Here is a 16,388-nt window from a genome sequence, read left to right as displayed (position 1 = left end):
CGGGAGGTGACGGCGGACCGACCGCCCCGGACAAAGGAGTCCCCCATGACGAGCACGAGCGCGACCCCCGACCACGACGTCATCATCGTCGGTGCCGGCTTCGCCGGCATCTACGGGATCCACGCCTTCCGCGACCGGATGGGCTTGGACGTCCACGCCTTCGACGCAGCGAGCGACGTCGGCGGCACCTGGTACTGGAACCGGTACCCGGGAGCCCGCGTCGACATCGAGAGCGTCCACTACTCCTACTCCTTCGACGAGGAGCTGCAGCAGGAGTGGCACTGGAGCGAGCGCTTCCCCGCGCAGCCGGAGATCCTGCGCTACCTCAACCACGTCGCCGACCGCTTCGACGTGCGCAAGGACATCACCTTCGACACGCGCGTCACCTCGGTGACCTGGCGGGACGCCGAGTCCCTCTGGGCGGTCACCACGGACGACGGCACGGTGACGACGGCCCGATACTTCGTCTCCGGTGGCGGCACCCTGTCGGTGCCCAAGACGCCCGACTTCCCCGGCGTCGACAGCTTCGCCGGTCGGGTCCTGCTCACCGGCAACTGGCGCGAGGACGTCGACCTGGCCGGTCGGCGCGTCGGCATCATCGGCACGGGGTCGAGCGGCATCCAGGCGATCAGCGAGATCGCCAAGGAGGCGCGCTCGCTCACCGTCTTCCAGCGCACGCCCAACTTCGCCACCCCGATCGGCAACTACGCGACCGACCCGCAGGAGGAGGCGGAGGAGAAGGCGCGCTACGGCGAGATCCGTGACGCCTCGCGCAACCACTTCCTCGGTGTCCCGTACTCGGACGTGCAGCCCTCGGCACTCGCGGTGAGTGCGCAGGAGCGGCGAGCCGTCTTCGACGACCGGTGGGAGCGCGGCGGGTTCCGTCTCTTCATCGACAGCTTCGGTGACGTGCTGACCGACCAGGACGCCAACGACACGGCGGCCGAGTACATCCGCAGTCGCATCCGGGAGAGGGTGGCCGACCCGGCCACCGCCGAGCTGCTCTGCCCGACCACCTACCCCTACGGGACCAAGCGTCCCCCGCTGGAGACCGACTACTACGAGGCCTTCAACCGGGAGAGCGTCTCGATCGTCGACGTGCGCAGCAACGCGATCGACGCCGTCGTCCCCGAAGGGGTGCGGCTGGCCGACGGCACGGTCCACGAGCTCGACGTCCTCGTCCTGGCCACCGGCTTCGACGCGTGCACCGGCCCCCTGCTCGCCATGGACATCACCGGTCGCGACGGGGTCCGCCTGGCCGACGAGTGGGCCGACGGCCCGCAGACCTACCTCGGGCTGACCGTCGCCGGCTTCCCCAACCTCTTCATGGTCACGGGACCGCAGAGCCCGTCGGTGCTCTACAACATGCCGCTGGCCATCGAGGACCACATCGACCTCATCGGCGACACCATCGCTTACATGCGCGAGCACGGGCACCGCGTCGTCGACGCGACCGCCCAGGGGCAGGAGCAGTGGGTCCACGAGGTCAACGCGGTCGCGGAGATGACGCTGCTGCCCAGGTCGGCGAGCTCCTGGTACATGGGCGCCAACATCCCCGGCAAGCCCCGGCGCGTGCTCGTCTACCTCGGCGGCGCGCCGCGCTACCGGGCCATCTGCGACAACGTCCAGCGCAACGACTACCGCGGCTTCGCCTTCGCCGCGGACACCGCCGGGCTGGCCTCGGCGACCAGCTCGCCCGCCCTCGACCCGTGCGTGATGTTCATCGTCGAGGCCCTGCGCCAGCAGGAGTTCCCGGGCTTCCGGGCCGCGGGTGTCGAGGGCGCCCGTGCGGTCGTCGAGTCCTTCGTCGACATGCAGGCGCCCAAGCAGGAGGTCGCGAGCGTCATCGAGCACGCCTACGGCGACGACCCCGAGCAGCGGCTGCGGGTGTACGTCCCCGAGGCGCAGGGCCCGCTGCCCGTCATCGTCTACCTGCACGGCGGCGGCTTCGTCACCGGCAGCCTCGACATGATCGACGAGCCGGTGCGTGACCTCGCCAACCGCACCGGGTCGATCGTCGTCTCGGCGACCTACCGACGCGCCCCGGAGCACCGCTTCCCCGCGGCGCACGACGACGCGAGTGCTGCGCTGCGGTGGGCCGTGCAGCACGCCGCCGAGCACGGTGGCGACCCCGCGCGGGTCGCGCTGGGTGGCGACTCCGCCGGCGGCACCCTCGCGACGTCCGCGGCGTTGCAGGCGGCCGCGGAGGGCATCGAGCTCTCGGCGCTGCTGCTCGTCAACCCGCTCGTGAGCGCGGCCGTCGACACGCCCTCGCGCACGCAGTTCGCCGAGGGCTACGTCATCGAGCTCGACGACCTCGCGTGGTTCGGGGAGCAGTACGCCTCGGCACCCGAGGACGTCACCGACGTGCGTCTCGACCTCGTCCGGGGTGACCTGTCGACGCTGCCGCCGACCCTGGTCATCACCAACGAGTGCGACACCCTGCGCGACGAGGCGGAGGACTTCGCCGAGCATGTCCGGGCCGCGGGCGGCGAGGTCATGGTGCGACGCTCGGCGGGACTGGCACACGACGTCTACCTGCTCTCGGGCGCGGTCTTCCGGGCGCAGGAGCAGCGTGCGGCGGCCGGTGAGTTTCTCACGGCGAAGCTGGCGGCGGCCCGCGTCCTCTAGGTCGCCTGAGATCCAACCGCAAAGGGGTCGCCCTGGTGCACCCGGTGGTACTGCCGGGACCGCACCGGGGCGACGCCCTTCGTCGGTGATGGGAGGCGTCGTGGGGGAGTCCGTCGGGCGCCCGAGGTCAGGCCCGGGCGAAGACCAGCCGCTCCCCGGCGAACCCGTTGCGCCACAGGTCGTTGCAGGCCTCGGCCATCCCGGGCAGGCCCTCCTCGATCGCCGCGAAGACCGAGCCGGGGACCCAGCCCATGTCGCCGTTGATGAGCAGGTTGTTGCGGCCGTAGAAGATCGCGAGGTCGGTGGCTCCCTGCTCGGCGTGCGCGGTGGACCCCGGCTCGTACCCGTAGGCGGGGTTGCCGATCTCCCACGGCTCGAAGTCGAAGAGGCACACGTCGCCCGGGATCGGGGTGACCGTGGGGTTCTCCCGGTGGGGTGCCGCGGTGATCCGCGGGATGAGTGTGTAGACCTCGTTGCGCGCGTACTTCGCGTGGAAGGCGTCGCCGCCGGCCGGCAGCGCGTCCCACACCGCGGCGCAGGTCAGCGGCGCCTCGTCGTCGAGCAGCCGCGCACGGCACACCACGCCGCGCGACTCGAGGGCGATCGTGATGTACCGGGCCATGGCTCAGACCTCTGCCAGGACCTTGCCCCAGATCTCCAGGGCCTCGTCGACCTGCTCGGCGGTGACGACGAGCGGCGGGATCATCCGCACGACGTTCATGTGCGCGCCGCAGGTGAGCAGGAGCAGGCCCTTCTTCACCGCGGCCTGCTGGGCAGCCTGGGCGCGGGCGGTGTCGGGCGTGCCGTCGGCGGCGGTGAACTCGTTGCCGACGAGCAGGCCGAGACCGCGCACGTCACCGATCCCGTCGACGGCCGCCGCCCGGGCGCCCTCGAGCAGCTGCGCGCCGCGCTCGGCGGAGTTGGCGACCAGGCCCTCCTCCTCGATGACCTCGAGGGTGGCGACGGCGGCGGCGCAGGCGACGGCATTGCCGCCGTAGGTGCCGCCCTGGGAGCCGGGCCACGCCTTGCTCATCAGCTCCTGCGAGGCCGCGATGCCGGAGATCGGGAAGCCGGAGGCGATCCCCTTCGCCAGCGTGATGATGTCGGGGCGCACGTCGAAGTGCTCGTGGCCGAACATCTTGCCCGTCCGCCCGAATCCGGTCTGGACCTCGTCCATGACGAGCAGGATCCCGTGCTTGTCGGCCCGCTCCCGCAGACCCTGGAAGAAGGCGGTGTTGCCCGGGATGTACCCCCCTTCGCCCAGCACGGGCTCGACGATGAAGGCGGCGGTCTCCTGCGGCGAGGTGAGCGTCGCGAGGATGTAGTCGAGCTCCTTGAGGGCGAAGGCGGTGGCCTCCTCCTCGCTCCAGCCGTAGCGGTAGGCGGTGGGGAAGGGGGCGACGTGCACCCCGCCCATGAGCGGGCTGAAGCCGGCCGAGAAGCGGGTGCCGGAGGTCGTCATCGTCGCCGTCGCGACGGTGCGGCCGTGGAAGCCGCCGTGGAAGACGATGACATTGGGCCGGCCGGTCGCCTGGCGGGAGAGGCGCAGGGAGGCCTCGAGCGCCTCGCTGCCGGAGTTGGCGAAGAAGAGGCTGTCGAGGTGCGAAGGGAGCACACCCTGCAGCTTGTCGACGAGGGCGAGCAGCGGCTGGTGCATGACCGTCGTGTACTGGCCGTGGATGAGCTTGCCGACCTGCTCCTGCGCGGCGGCGACCACCTTGGGGTGGCAGTGGCCCGTGCTCACGACGCCGATGCCGGCAGTGAAGTCGAGGTGGCGGTTGCCGTCGACGTCGAAGACCTCCGAGCCGAGGGCGTGGTCGATCGTCACGGGGGTGGCCTGCTTCAGCAGGGGGGACAGCGCTGTCATCGGGACCTCCGAGGTCGGGTTGTTCGTCTGATTGTTGACAATACGTCTACGGTTGGGGAGACGGCAAGGACGCTGACGAAGGAGCCTTCCATGACGATTACGGACACGCCAGAGGTCACCCGCGAGCAGGAGCGCGAGGCCATCGCCTCGGTGCCCACCGGCCTCTTCATCGGGGGCGAGTGGCGCACGACCCGCGCGACGATGCCGGTCGACGACCCGTCGACCGGCGAGCACCTCGTCGAGGTCGCCGACGCCGACCCCGACGAGGCCGCCGCGGCCCTTGACGCCGCCGTCGCGGCGCAGGCGGAGTGGGCGCAGGTGCCGCCCCGCGAGCGCAGCGAGATCCTCACCCGCGCCCGTGAGCTCATGCTCGCCGACGTCGACCGGCTCGCCCTGATCATGACCCTCGAGATGGGCAAGCCCCTGGCCGAGGCGAAGGGGGAGGTGGCCTACGCCGCCGAGTTCTTCCGCTGGTTCGCGGAGGAGGCCGTGCGCATCGACGGCGGCTTCATGACCGCGCCGGCGGGCGGCTCGCGCTTCCTCGTCGCCAAGCAGCCGGTCGGCCCGTGCATCCTCATCACCCCGTGGAACTTCCCCATGGCGATGGGCACCCGCAAGATCGGGCCGGCGATCGCCGCCGGGTGCACGTCGGTCATCAAGCCCGCCGCCGAGACCCCGCTGTCGACCCTCGCGCTCGCCGACATCCTCGTGCAGGCGGGCCTGCCCGCGGGCGTGGTCAACGTCGTGACGACGAGCAAGAGCGACGACGTCATGCGCCCGATGATCCTCGACCAGCGCTCGCGCAAGATCTCCTTCACCGGGTCGACGCCCGTCGGCAAGCACCTCCTCGAGCTCGCCGCGAAGACCGTCATGCGAACGTCGATGGAGCTCGGCGGCAATGCCCCCTTCCTCGTCTTCGACGACGCCGACCTCGACGTCGCCGTCGAGGGGGCCATGGCCGCGAAGATGCGCAACATCGGCCAGGCCTGCACCGCGGCCAACCGGATCCTCGTGCAGCGAGGCGTCGCCGAGGAGTTCGCCCGCCGGCTGGGGGAGCGGATGGGTGCGCTGCCGATGGGCCGCGGCGTCGAGGACGGCGTCGTCGTCGGCCCGCTCGTCAACCAGAAGGCGGTCGACAAGGTCGACGAGCTCGTCCGTGACGCCCTCGACCGCGGGGCGACCGCGCAGCTCGGCGGCGCACCCGCGGACCGCGACGGCTACTTCTACCCGGCGACCGTGCTCACCGGCGTGCCCGCGGAGGCGCAGATGGGCAGCGCCGAGATCTTCGGCCCGGTCGCGGCGATCACCGAGTTCGACACCGAGGAGGAGGCGATCGCGCTGGCCAACGACACCCCCTTCGGTCTGATCTCCTACGTCTTCACCCAGGGGCTCGACCGCGGGCTGCGGGTGAGCGAGGCGCTCGAGGCCGGCATGGTCGGCCTCAACCAGGGTGTCGTCTCCAACCCCGCCGCCCCCTTCGGCGGGATCAAGGAGTCCGGCGTCGGCCGCGAGGGCGGCTTCACCGGCATCGACGAGTTCCTCGAGACGAAGTACATCGGCGTGCGGATGGGCTGACTCAGGCCCGCAGGTCGGTGGCGCTCTCCCCGTGCTCGGCGAAGTCCTCGGCCGTCACCGGGCCCTCCGCGGGCTGGGTGATCCGCACGGGGTTGCCGAAGGGGTCCCGCAGCGCGCAGTCGATGCCGTAGGGGCGCTCGGTCGGCTCCTCGGTGAACTCCACCCCCTTCGCCCGCAGGTCCTCGTAGGTGGCCCGGCAGTCGTCGGTCGCGAGGATGGCGGCGGCTCCGAGCGCGCCCTTGGTGAGCAGGTCCCGCAGCTGGGCCGCGGTCTCCTCGTCGACGAAGGGAGCGCCCGGCACCTCGAGCATGATCTGCCGGTCGGGCTGGGCGGGCAGCGCGATGGTGAGCCAGCGCATGAAGCCCAGATCGACGTCGGCGCTCACCTCGAAGCCGAGCTTGCCGCAGTAGAAGTCGAGGGCCTGGTCCTGGTCGAGGACGTAGACGGAGTGGTGGCTGATCCCTGTGAACATGGTTCCAACCTAGGGACGCGGCGGCTGGGGCGCTTCTCCGAAACTGCTCGGTCTCGTCCACCGCGTCACCACGCACCCCGGCGCGGCGATGGGCGCTTCGTCGCGGAAGTCGCTCGGCGTGCGCCCGGTGACCCGACGGAAGGTCCGGCTGAAGGTCCCGAGGCTGTCGTAGCCCACCGCGAGCGCCACCTCGGTGACGCTGCGGTCGTGGTCGCGCAGCAGGGTCATCGCCCGCTCGATCCGCCGCCGCTGCAGGTAGCGGTGCGGCGTCTCGCCGAAGGTCGCCGCGAACTGCCGGGAGAAGTGCGCCGGCGACATCAGTGCCACCCGGGCGAGCGAAGGGATGTCCAGCTCGCTCGCGTAGTCGCGGTCCATGGCGTCCCGTGCCCGCAGCAGGCGGCGGTTCTGGTCCTCCCGCGGCGTCATGGTCATGGGGTCACGCTAGAGGCACCATGGACCCATGACCCTCCAGCACATCGCCCTCGAGTCCGACTGGCAGGCGGCGCAGTCCGCCGGCAGTTACCCCGTGTCCACGCGCGGGCGGACGATCACCGAGGAGGGCTTCATGCACTGCAGCGGGTCGCCGGAGCAGCTGCAGGGAGTCCTCGGTCGCTTCTACGCCGACGTCACCGAGCCGCTCCTGCTCCTGACGATCGACGAGGCCTCGCTCGTCGGGCACGGCCTCGACGTGCGCTACGAGCCGGCGGTCCTCGGCGGCGACGAGCTCTTCCCGCACGTCTACGGCGGGGACCTGCCGGTCGGCTGCGTCAGCCAGGTCGACCGCCTCCGCTGACCGACGAAGGGGAGTCAGCTCCCCTTCGCGATGGCGGCCGTGATCGCCCCCGTGACGTCGACGAGGTCACCCGGCGCGAGCTCGAGGTCCAGCCCCCGCCGCCCGCCGCTGACGAAGACGGTGCCGTGGGGCAGGGCCGAGTCGTCGAGCACCGTTGCCAGAGAGCGCTTCTGGCCGATGGGGCTGATCCCGCCGACGACATAGCCGGTCGTCTTCTCGGCGAGGGCAGGGTCGGCCATGCTCGCCTTCTTCGCGCCGACGGCGGCCGCGAGGGCCTTGAGGTCGAGCTGGTGGTCGACAGGCACGATGCCGACGACGAGGCCGTGGTCGCAGGGCAGGTCGGTCTGCGCGAGCAGGGTCTTGAAGACCCGCGCGGGCTCGACCCCGAGCACCTCGGCGGCCTCGAGGCCGTAGGACTCGGCCCGTGGGTCGTGCTCGTAGGGGTGCTCGGTGAAGTCCGTGCCCGCTGCCGTCAGCGCCGTGGTCGCGGGGGTGGCGCCGCCCTTCGTCTTCTTGCCCATGGAGCCAGTGTCCTAGGTCCCGCAGTAGGTGATGTAGCCGCGGGTGAAGTCGGGGTCGGCCGGCTCGGCGTAGCGCTCCCACCCCTCCCGCTCGACGAAGGGGGACCGCAGCGCCTCGAGCAGCTGCTCGAAGGGAGCGAGGTTGCCCGCGTGCGCCGCGGCGAGGGCCTCCTCGACGAGGTGGTTGCGGGGGATGTGGACGGGGTTGGTCTCGTCCATGATCTCGGCGCTGTCCGCGGGGGCCTTCCCCTCGCCGTGCAGGCGGGTCAACCACCGGTCCTGCCAGGCCTGCCACCGCGGCAGATCCTGGACGCGGTCCAGGGTCGGCGTCGGCTCGTCGCGCAGCAGCCGGGCGAGGTCGCGGAAGAGACCGGTGAAGTCCAGCGACTCGTCCGCCGCGATCCGCAGCAGGTCCTCGACGAGCTCGTCGTCCCCGGCGACGACGCGGATCAGGCCGAGCTTGATGCGGAAGTTGTCGAGCGCGTGCTGCTCGTAGGCCGGGGTGAAGGCCTCGAGCCGCTCCTGCGCCTGCGTCACGAGGTCGTCGGCCTCGCCGTCGGCGAGCGGGATGAGGCACTCGGCCAGCCGCGCCAGGCCCCACAGCGCCATCGTCGGCTGCGCGGAGTAGCGGTACCGGCCACCGGTGTCGACGCTGCTGAAGAAGGTCTCCGGATCGTAGGCGTCGAGGAAGGCGCACGGGCCGTAGTCGATCGTCTCGCCGGAGAGGGTCATGTTGTCGGTGTTCATCACCCCGTGGATGAAGCCGAGGGACATCCAGTGGGCGACGAGTGCGGCCTGCCGCTCGACGACCGCGGACAGCAGCGCCATCGGCTCCTGCGGCGGCACGTCGGGGTGGTGCCGGGCGCGGACGTGCTCGACTACAGCGGCGAGCTGCTCGAGACTGCCCTGGCTCGCGACGAGGACGAGGGTGCCGATGCGCAGGTGCGAGGCGGCGACCCGGGTGAGGACGGCGCCCGGCAGCGGCCGCTCGCGCAGCACCGGCTCACCGGTCGAGACGGCAGCCAGGGCCCGCGTCGTCGGCACACCGACCGCGTGCATGAACTCGGAGACGAGGACCTCGCGCAGCACCGGCCCCATGACCGCGCGACCGTCACCGCCACGGGAGAAGGGGGTGCGCCCGGACCCCTTCAGCGCGATGTCACGGCGCTGGCCGTGGGTGTCGACGACCTCCCCGAGCAGGTGCGCCCGACCGTCGCCGAGCATCGGGGAGAGGTGTCCGAACTGGTGCCCGGCGTAGGCCTGGGCGATCGGCTCGCAGCCCTCGGCGACGGCATTGCCCGCGAGGACCGCCACCCCCTCTGGGGAGCGCAGGGCCTCCGGGTCGAGGCCGAGCTCGACGGCGAGGTCGTCGTTGAGTGCCAGCAGCTCGGGGGCACGCACGGGGACCGGGTCGACCCGGACCCCGAGCCAGCCGAGGTCGCGGACGAAGGTGTTGTCGCAGGGCCACCTCATGACCCCACCCTCGCAGACGCTCACGCGTGCTCGGCCGTGTAGCTCAGCTTGAGCTGGCCCTTCTTGGTGCGCACGCGGGTGATCTCGATGCCGGTGAGGTCGGCCGTCGTGCGCACGTGGGTGCCGCCGCACGGGTCGGTCTGCAGGCCCTCGATCGTCACCCGGCGCACGCCCTCGGCGTCGACCTCGGCGCTGTAGGGCAGAGCCGCGGCGACGTGCTCGCGGGCCCTGGCGAGGATCGTCTCGACGAGCGCGGCCTTCTCCTCCTCGCCCTCGGGCAGGGAGCCGCCGTCGACGTCGTAGAGCAGGAAGGCCTGGCCCGGCGCGTGGCTCAGGCCGACGTTGACGAACCCGAGCGGCACGACGCACGCGTCGAGCAGGTGGCCGGCCGAGTGGAGCGCCGCGTGCCGACGCCGCACCTCCGGGTCGATCGCGACGTGCACGCTCTCGCCGACGGCGGGCAGGTCGCCCTCGGGGTGCAGCCACACCGCTGCGTCGTCTTTGCTCACCGAGACGGGACCACCGTCGACGGTGACGATGTCGTCCGGCTGGCCGCCCCCCTTCGGGTGGACGATGCCCTCGCGCACCGCGACGCCGGGTGACGGCCCGTCGCACACCGCGACGACCTCGGTGTCGACCTCGTAGAGGTGGGTGTCGTCCCAGTACGCGCGGCGCTGCTCCATGGCGCCATTGAAGCAGCCGCGCGCGCTCCTCCCTTCGCCTGACGTCCACCTCCCGTCAACCTGACCTTGGTATCCATCACGCATGCAGCAGAACCTCCGCGAGTACATCGACCGGCTCATGGTCGAGGGCTACACCGTGCGTGACGACCAGGGCGACGACCCGATGCTCATCGCCCCCGACGGCAAGGCCGTCGAGACCTGGCGGGAGAACTACCCCTACGACTCCCTCATGGAGCGCGAGGAGTACGACGTCCAGAAGTACCTGCTGCAGATCGAGCTGCTGAAGTTCCAGAACTGGGCCAACGACACCGGGCGCAAGTTCGTCGTCCTCTTCGAGGGCCGCGACGCGGCGGGCAAGGGCGGCACGATCAAGCGCTTCACCGAGCACCTCAACCCGCGTGGTGCCCGCGTCGTCGCCCTGACCAAGCCGAGCGACCGCGAGCTCGGGCAGTGGTACTTCCAGCGCTACATCCAGCACCTGCCGACGAGTGGCGAGATCGTCCTCTTCGACCGCTCCTGGTACAACCGGGCCGGCGTCGAGCGGGTCATGGGCTTCTGCAGCGACGAGCAGTACGAGGGCTTCATGGACCAGGCGCCGAAGATCGAGCGGATGCTCGCCGACGCCGGGGTGCACGTCACCAAGCTGTGGTTCTCGGTGACCCAGCAGGAGCAGCGGACCCGCTTCGCCATCCGCCAGATCGACCCGGTGCGCCGGTGGAAGCTCTCCCCGATGGACCTCGAGAGCCTCGACAAGTGGGAGGCCTACACCGAGGCCAAGGAGGAGATGTTCCGGCGGACCGACACCCGTCACGCGCCGTGGACGGTCATCAAGTCCAACGACAAGAAGCGTGGTCGGATCAACGCGATCCGCTTCTTCCTCAACCAGTTCGACTACGAGGGCAAGGACCCCCAGGTCGTCTTCACGCCGGACCGCAAGGTCGTCTCCCGAGGCCGCAAGACCGAGGGCGACTGACGCCTCCCTCGCCCTCGGTCCCCGGGCAGGTCCCACGCTCCGCGTGGACGGGCGACCGTGGCCGTCTCGTAGGGCCGAACCGGGTCGACATCGTCGACCGCCCGGGTGCAGGGTGACCTCGTGACCCACGACCCCGTCCCGACCCGCGCCCCGCGCGGCCGGGCCCTCGCTGACATCGGCCCGATCGAGCAGCTGCGCGCCGGCCGCCTCGGTGTCCGCCTGCCGCTCCTGCTCGCCGGGCTCTTCCTCTACGGCGCATCCATGGCGATGGTCCTGCGCGCGACCCTCGGCCAGATCCCGTGGGACGTGCTGCACGTCGGCGTCTCGCACCACATCCCGCTGAGCTTCGGCACGATCGTCATCGGCGTCTCGCTTCTCGTGCTGCTCGGGTGGATCCCCCTGCGGCAGAAGCCCGGTCTGGGGACGATCGGCAACGCCTTGCTCATCGGGCCGTCCGCCGACCTCGTGCTGTCTGTCCTCGACGAGCCGACCGGCATGGTCTGGCGCATCGCCCTGCTCCTCGGGGGCGTGGTGCTCAACGGCGTCGCGACCGGCATGTACATCGGCTCGCAGTTCGGCCCCGGCCCGCGCGACGGGCTGATGACCGGCCTGGCCCGCATCACCGGTGGCTCGATCCGACTCGTGCGCACCGGCATCGAAGTCGCCGTCGTCGCCGTCGGCTGGCTGCTCGGCGGCACCGTCGGCGTCGGCACGGTGCTCTACGCGGTGGCCATCGGGCCGCTGGCCCAGCTCTTCCTGCCGCTCTTCACCGTCGACCTGAAGCGCCCCGTCCCACCCATCGATATATAACTGGACATTATGGATTGACTCATGTCACGTTATGGGTAGGTCATGAGTCCCAGCGCGAAGCCCCGGCTGGCTGGGCGGCAACCCTCCTCCCTTCGGTGGGGTGCCCCGGGTGAGGACCTGGGCTCGGTCGACCGACCGGGCCAAGCGAGGGGCGTCGCCGCCCCGTGACCCCCACAGGAGCACGCATGTCCGCCACCGCCACCGCCCCGACCATCCTCACCTCGAGCGTGCAGGGCCGCCTCGTCACCGGGACCGAGGTCGCGATCACCGCCCGCCAGCACGAGTTCACCATCGACGAGCCGGAGAGCCTCGGCGGCGCCGACAAGGGCGCCAACCCCATCGAGCACCTGCTCGCGGCCCTCGCCTCGTGCACCGTCATCAGCTACCAGGTCTGGGCCGGCAAGCTCGACATCGCGGTCGACTCCGTCGACGTCGACCTCGAGGGCACGATCGACCTCGCCGGGTTCTTCGGTACCGACGAGGCCGTGCGCCCCGGCTTCCAGGGGATCGAGCTGGGCATCCGGGTCGCCGGCCCGGCAAGCGAGGCGGACTACCGCCGCCTCGAGCAGGCCGTCGCCGAGCACTGCCCCGTCCTCGACAACCTGACGCAGGGCGTGCCGGTCACGACAACCCTCGAGGTCGCCACTGCCGCCGCCTGACGTCGGTTGCTACGATTGCTACATGGCAACCATCTCGCATCGGGAGCTCCGCAACGACAGCGCCGAGGTGCTGCGTCGGGTGGCGGCGGGTGAGAGCCTGACCGTGACCAACCGAGGCGAGCCGGTTGCGCGAATGGTGCCCCTGGGGGGTTCTGCATTCGAGGAGGCGGTCGCGTCGGGGCAGGTGCAGCCAGCGCGTGCGGCGCGGGACTTCTCGAGCATCCACCGAGTCGAAGGCGTGGACACGGCCGAGGTTCTCGAGGACCTCCGAGGCGATCGATGATCGTCTACCTCGACACGTCCGCGGCCTTCAAGCTGCTGGCGGCCGAGGCGGAGTCGGAACCCCTGGCAGCCGCGCTCACCGCACTGGATCCCGCCGACGTCCTGCTCTCCTCCAGGCTGCTCTTCACCGAGCTGCACTGCGCAGCCCAGCGCCGATCGGTGTGGGACGTGACCGCGGTCAACGCCGTGCTGGAGATGATCACCCTGGCCGACGTCACCCGTGAGGACCTCGACCGAGCAGCGACGAGCGGATGGGGGCTGCGCAGCGCCGACGCGATCCACCTTGCCACGGCCCTGCGGATGCAGTCGGAAGTGCTGGCCGCGTACGACCGAGAGCTGTGCGCCGCGGGGGAGTCGGCCGGTCTTCGCCTGCTCCGGCCGGGGGTTACCGACTAGCGCACGACCTCGCGCAGGCTCCCGTCGACCCGACGGGTCCATCCCCGTGAGTCGAGGTGCTCGAGCAGCGGCACGGCGACCCGGCGGGTCGTGCCCAGCGCCTGACGCGCAGCGCTCAGGGTGAATGGCTGCTCCAGCCCCGCGAGCAGTCGCATCGCGTGCGCCGGACCGCTCGGCAGGAGGACGACGTCGTCGGGCAGCCGCAGCAGCCGGCCGAGGCGCGCCGCCGCGGCGAGCTCCGCGGGGCCCAGCCCGAGGTCGTCGAGGTCGCCTCTCTCCGGCGCGACGAAGGGAGTGGCCCGCAGCCTCTCCTCGAGAGCCGCGACCCCCGCCTCCGCGTGCCCCAGGCCAGCGGCGGTCGGGTCGTGGACCCGGCCGTCGGTGATCGTCAGGCCGGTGTCGGGGACGAGGGCACGGACGAGGGCGACCCCGAAGTCGTCGGGCAGGTGATCGGGCAGCAGGAGGTGGCGGCCCGCCTCGTGCAGCGGCACTCCGGCGCTCAGGGGGTCGCTCTCGTGCTCGGCGCGCAGGACGGCGACCAGACGCACCCGCCACGCCTCGCGGGCGAGCGGGTCGACCCACCAGTCGCCCTGACGCACGGCGTCGGGGGGAGGGGGGAGGCCGAGTCGGTCGAGCACCTCGACCCGCTCGGCAAGGCGCGCGGACAGCCGGGCCACCCCGAGCGAGGCGGTCCGGTCCGGGTCGGCCTGCCCGAGCGCCTCGGCTCGCAGTCGGGCCGCGCCACGTCGGACGAGGGGGAGCGGGTCGACGTCGAGGACCCGCACGGACCACAGCCGTCGGCTGCCCGGGTCGCGCAGGATCGCTCGGTCACCCACCCGCCACGGCAGGTCGACGCTCGCCGACAGCCGCGCGAGGTCGTCGCCGAGCGGCCGCACGTGCACCGGCACGTCGACCGACCCCACGTGCAGCGTCGCTTGTTCGGGTACCCGCATCTTCTTGAGGTCGCGAGCCCCCTGGGCCCCGCGACCCCCCTTCGAACCCTGCAGGACCCTAGGGTTCTGCGAAGTTGTGGGGACCTCGGTGAGCTGCACGTCGACGATCGGGGCGAGCTCCCAGGCGTCGGGGGTGAGCAGCACGGCCGAGCGGCCGACGCCGTCGACGCGGCGGAGGTTGACTGCGGTCCGCGAGACCGGTCCGACGGACTCGCGCGCTTCGTCCTGGCTGTGCAGTCCGCGGACCGTCACCTCACGGGTGACGCCGTGGTCGAGCAGCAGCAGTCGGTCGCCGGTGCGGATCGTGCCGGCGCCGAGCGTGCCCGTGACGACGGTGCCCGCACCGGACACCGAGAAGGCGCGATCGGACCAGAGCCGCACTGCCGCAGCGGGATCCGGCTCCGGCAGCCGGGTGGCGAGGTCGGCGAGGGCGGTGCGCACGTCGTCGAGACCGACCCCCTTCGCCGCGGAGACCTCGACGGCAGCCACGTCGAGACCGGCCTCAGTCAGGCGACGACCCGCCTCGCCACGGACCGCGGCAATGCGGTCGTCGTCGGCGAGGTCGCAGCGGGTGATGACGAGCAGCCCGTCGGTGATGCCGAGCGCCTGCACCGCCGCGAGGTGCTCGCTGCTCTGTGCCTGCCAGCCCTGATCCGCCGCGACGACGAAGACGACCGCGGGCGCAGGGCCCAGCCCCGACAGCATCGTCCCGACGAACCTCTGGTGCCCCGGCACGTCGACGAAGGCGAGCTCGGCCCCACCCGGCAGGCGCGTCCACGCATAGCCGAGCTCGATGGTCAGCCCCCGGTCCCGCTCCTCCGACAGGCGGTCCGGGTCGCGCCCCGTCAGCGCCCGGACGAGCGTGGACTTGCCGTGGTCGACGTGGCCTGCGGTCGCCAGCACCCGCCTCATGACGAAGGGGGCTCCGCCCCGGTCCCGTGGTGGGCGGCGTTGTCGCCCAAGGCTGCTCGCAGCGCTCGCTCCACGTCGGCGTCACGGCCGGCCGGGATGCAGCGCAGGTCGACCAGGCCGCGGCCGCCCTCGACCCGAGCCAGCACGACGGGCTCGCCATCGGTGGGCCGACGCAGCCGCTCGACCGCCTCGACGGGCACCTCGACCGCCCAGCCGGGCAGCGGCACGCCGGGGGCGCCTCCGCCGCCGACGCGGCCGTCGACGGCGACGACCTCCCGGCCCAGCGCTGTCGCCAGGGTGTCAACCCTCGGCCGTAGCTCGTCAGCGGTGGCGTGGAGCGACGCGGTGACCGGTGGGACCGGGCCGCGCACGGTCGCCTCGAGCGCGGCGAGGGTGAGCTTGTCGACCCGCAGGGCCCGGGCGAGCGGGTGGCGCCGCAGCCGTTCGACGACGTCGGCGTCGCCGAGGACGAGACCTGCCTGGGGCCCGCCGAGCAGCTTGTCGCCGCTGGCGGTCACGATCGTCGCGCCGGCGCGCAGCCAGGTCGTCGCGTCGGGTTCGTCGGGCAGGAGAGGGTCAGGGGTCAGCAGCCCGGAGCCGATGTCGGCGACGACCGGCACCCGAGAGCCGTCGGGCCGGGTCAGCCCGCGCAGGTCCTCGAGCCCGACGGCGGTCGTGAACCCGTCCACCCGGAAGTTGCTCGGGTGCACCTTGAGCACGCAGCCCGTCTCGGGGCCGATGGCGTCGGTGTAATCGCGCAGGTGCGTCCGGTTGGTCGTGCCGACCTCGCGCAGTCGTGCACCGGTCGAGGCGATGAGGTCGGGCAGGCGAAACCCGTCGCCGATCTCGACCATCTCGCCGCGCGAGACAACGACCTCGCGCCCGGCGGCGAGGGCCGTCGTGGCGAGGACGAGAGCGGCGGCGCCGTTGTTGACCGCGAGGGCCCCACCGGCGTCCGGCACTGCCTCGAGCAGGGCGGCCAGGGCGCCCGCACCCCGTCGGCTGCGGGCCCCGGTCGTCAGGTCCATCTCGACGTCGACATAGCCCGCAGCATCGACGACCGCGTCGATCGCGCTGGGGGACAAGGGCGCTCGCCCGACATTGGTGTGCACCACGACCCCCGTCGCGTTGAGCACCGGCGTGAGCGACGAGGCCCGGGTGGGCAGGGCCGCGACGGCCGCGGCTGCCACCTCGTCCGGCGGGATCTCGCCGGCCCGCGCCCGCTGCTGGGCCGCGACGATCGCCGCGCGCACCACCGGCCGCCCGAGACGCTCCGCCGCCGCGACGAAGGGGGGATCCGCCAGCAGCGTGTCGGTGCGGGGGATCGACCGGCGCGGGTCCTCGTCCACGGGCGGGTCTCCCTTCGTCGGACGGTGGGGTCGGGCAGC

17 protein-coding genes and 1 riboswitch are annotated in these 16,388 nt (G+C 72.1%); of the genes, 8 read left to right on the top strand and 9 right to left on the bottom strand.

Annotated elements, in window-relative coordinates; all coding sequences use genetic code 11:
* The first annotated feature begins 45 nt into the window (after positions 1–45).
* Positions 46–2,631, top strand: a complete 2,586-nt coding sequence (locus ACQBJO_RS16155; protein ID WP_421007881.1) for a flavin-containing monooxygenase — start codon at positions 46–48, stop codon at positions 2,629–2,631.
* Positions 2,632–2,758: 127 nt separating this feature from the next.
* Here the strand turns inward: ACQBJO_RS16155 and ACQBJO_RS16150 are convergent, their stop codons facing one another.
* Entirely contained in the window at positions 2,759–3,253 is a 495-nt protein-coding gene (locus ACQBJO_RS16150) for a DUF3830 family protein (protein ID WP_421007882.1), read from the bottom strand.
* A 3-nt stretch (positions 3,254–3,256) separates the two neighbouring features.
* Complete coding sequence (locus ACQBJO_RS16145; protein ID WP_421007883.1) at positions 3,257–4,498, bottom strand: aspartate aminotransferase family protein; 1,242 nt, start codon at positions 4,496–4,498, stop codon at positions 3,257–3,259.
* A gap of 90 nt (positions 4,499–4,588) precedes the next feature.
* Between ACQBJO_RS16145 and ACQBJO_RS16140 the strand changes: the two genes are divergently transcribed.
* Positions 4,589–6,073 (top strand): NAD-dependent succinate-semialdehyde dehydrogenase, encoded by a 1,485-nt coding sequence (locus tag ACQBJO_RS16140; RefSeq protein ID WP_421007884.1) that lies wholly within the window; start codon positions 4,589–4,591, stop codon positions 6,071–6,073.
* A gap of 1 nt (position 6,074) precedes the next feature.
* On the opposite strand, the gene ACQBJO_RS16135 is transcribed toward ACQBJO_RS16140, so the two are convergent.
* Together ACQBJO_RS16135 and ACQBJO_RS16130 are read right to left on the bottom strand one after the other, a co-directional pair.
* Positions 6,075–6,545, bottom strand: a complete 471-nt coding sequence (locus ACQBJO_RS16135; RefSeq protein ID WP_421007885.1) for a VOC family protein — start codon at positions 6,543–6,545, stop codon at positions 6,075–6,077.
* A gap of 9 nt (positions 6,546–6,554) precedes the next feature.
* Positions 6,555–6,977, bottom strand: a complete 423-nt coding sequence (locus ACQBJO_RS16130; protein ID WP_421007886.1) for a helix-turn-helix transcriptional regulator — start codon at positions 6,975–6,977, stop codon at positions 6,555–6,557.
* Between the two features lie 28 nt (positions 6,978–7,005).
* Between ACQBJO_RS16130 and ACQBJO_RS16125 the strand changes: the two genes are divergently transcribed.
* Positions 7,006–7,338, top strand: a complete 333-nt coding sequence (locus ACQBJO_RS16125) for a DUF952 domain-containing protein (protein ID WP_421007887.1) — start codon at positions 7,006–7,008, stop codon at positions 7,336–7,338.
* A gap of 14 nt (positions 7,339–7,352) precedes the next feature.
* Here ACQBJO_RS16125 and ybaK read toward each other — a convergent pair whose 3' ends face one another.
* The 3 genes from ybaK to ACQBJO_RS16110 are packed head-to-tail and all read right to left on the bottom strand — an operon-like array spanning position 7,353 to position 10,015.
* The gene (ybaK, locus tag ACQBJO_RS16120; protein ID WP_421007888.1) at positions 7,353–7,859 is read right to left on the bottom strand and encodes a Cys-tRNA(Pro) deacylase; all 507 of its coding nucleotides are present in this window, start codon (positions 7,857–7,859) and stop codon (positions 7,353–7,355) included.
* A gap of 12 nt (positions 7,860–7,871) precedes the next feature.
* Complete coding sequence (locus ACQBJO_RS16115; protein ID WP_421007889.1) at positions 7,872–9,332, bottom strand: protein adenylyltransferase SelO; 1,461 nt, start codon at positions 9,330–9,332, stop codon at positions 7,872–7,874.
* Between the two features lie 20 nt (positions 9,333–9,352).
* Positions 9,353–10,015: a hypothetical protein gene (locus tag ACQBJO_RS16110; RefSeq protein WP_421007890.1), complete on the bottom strand. Its 663-nt coding sequence runs from the start codon at positions 10,013–10,015 to the stop codon at positions 9,353–9,355.
* An 82-nt stretch (positions 10,016–10,097) separates the two neighbouring features.
* On the opposite strand from ACQBJO_RS16110, the gene ppk2 reads away from it, so the two are divergent.
* The 5 genes from ppk2 to ACQBJO_RS16085 all read left to right on the top strand — a co-directional run bounded on the left by ppk2 (position 10,098) and on the right by ACQBJO_RS16085 (position 13,135).
* Positions 10,098–10,988 carry a polyphosphate kinase 2 gene (gene ppk2 / locus ACQBJO_RS16105; RefSeq protein WP_421007891.1) on the top strand — a complete coding sequence of 297 codons (891 nt, stop codon included), beginning with the start codon at positions 10,098–10,100 and terminating at the stop codon, positions 10,986–10,988.
* 120 nt (positions 10,989–11,108) lie between these two features.
* Entirely contained in the window at positions 11,109–11,798 is a 690-nt protein-coding gene (locus ACQBJO_RS16100; protein WP_255184703.1) for a YczE/YyaS/YitT family protein, read from the top strand.
* Positions 11,799–11,836: 38 nt separating this feature from the next.
* Positions 11,837–11,951: riboswitch (SAM riboswitch) on the top strand.
* 32 nt (positions 11,952–11,983) lie between these two features.
* Positions 11,984–12,457 (top strand): OsmC family protein, encoded by a 474-nt coding sequence (locus ACQBJO_RS16095; protein ID WP_421007892.1) that lies wholly within the window; start codon positions 11,984–11,986, stop codon positions 12,455–12,457.
* A gap of 22 nt (positions 12,458–12,479) precedes the next feature.
* Positions 12,480–12,740: a type II toxin-antitoxin system Phd/YefM family antitoxin gene (locus ACQBJO_RS16090; RefSeq protein WP_072625853.1), complete on the top strand. Its 261-nt coding sequence runs from the start codon at positions 12,480–12,482 to the stop codon at positions 12,738–12,740.
* Entirely contained in the window at positions 12,737–13,135 is a 399-nt protein-coding gene (locus tag ACQBJO_RS16085; protein WP_255184701.1) for a type II toxin-antitoxin system VapC family toxin, read from the top strand. The genes ACQBJO_RS16090 and ACQBJO_RS16085 overlap by 4 nt, the downstream gene beginning before the upstream one ends.
* Here ACQBJO_RS16085 and ACQBJO_RS16080 read toward each other — a convergent pair.
* Both ACQBJO_RS16080 and selA read right to left on the bottom strand, forming a co-directional pair.
* Entirely contained in the window at positions 13,132–15,000 is a 1,869-nt protein-coding gene (locus ACQBJO_RS16080; RefSeq protein ID WP_421007893.1) for a SelB C-terminal domain-containing protein, read from the bottom strand. The two genes, ACQBJO_RS16085 and ACQBJO_RS16080, sit on opposite strands and share 4 nt — an antisense overlap.
* Complete coding sequence (gene selA, locus ACQBJO_RS16075; protein WP_421007894.1) at positions 14,997–16,349, bottom strand: L-seryl-tRNA(Sec) selenium transferase; 1,353 nt, start codon at positions 16,347–16,349, stop codon at positions 14,997–14,999. The genes ACQBJO_RS16080 and selA overlap by 4 nt, the downstream gene beginning before the upstream one ends.
* Positions 16,350–16,388: the final 39 nt, after the last annotated feature.

The sequence above is a fragment of the Janibacter zhangyanbonis genome, assembly GCF_050507325.1.
Taxonomy (GTDB): Bacteria; Actinomycetota; Actinomycetes; order Actinomycetales; family Dermatophilaceae; genus Janibacter.
Note: the sequence above shows the minus strand (reverse complement) of the source record. Positions and strands in the feature narration are given on the sequence as shown.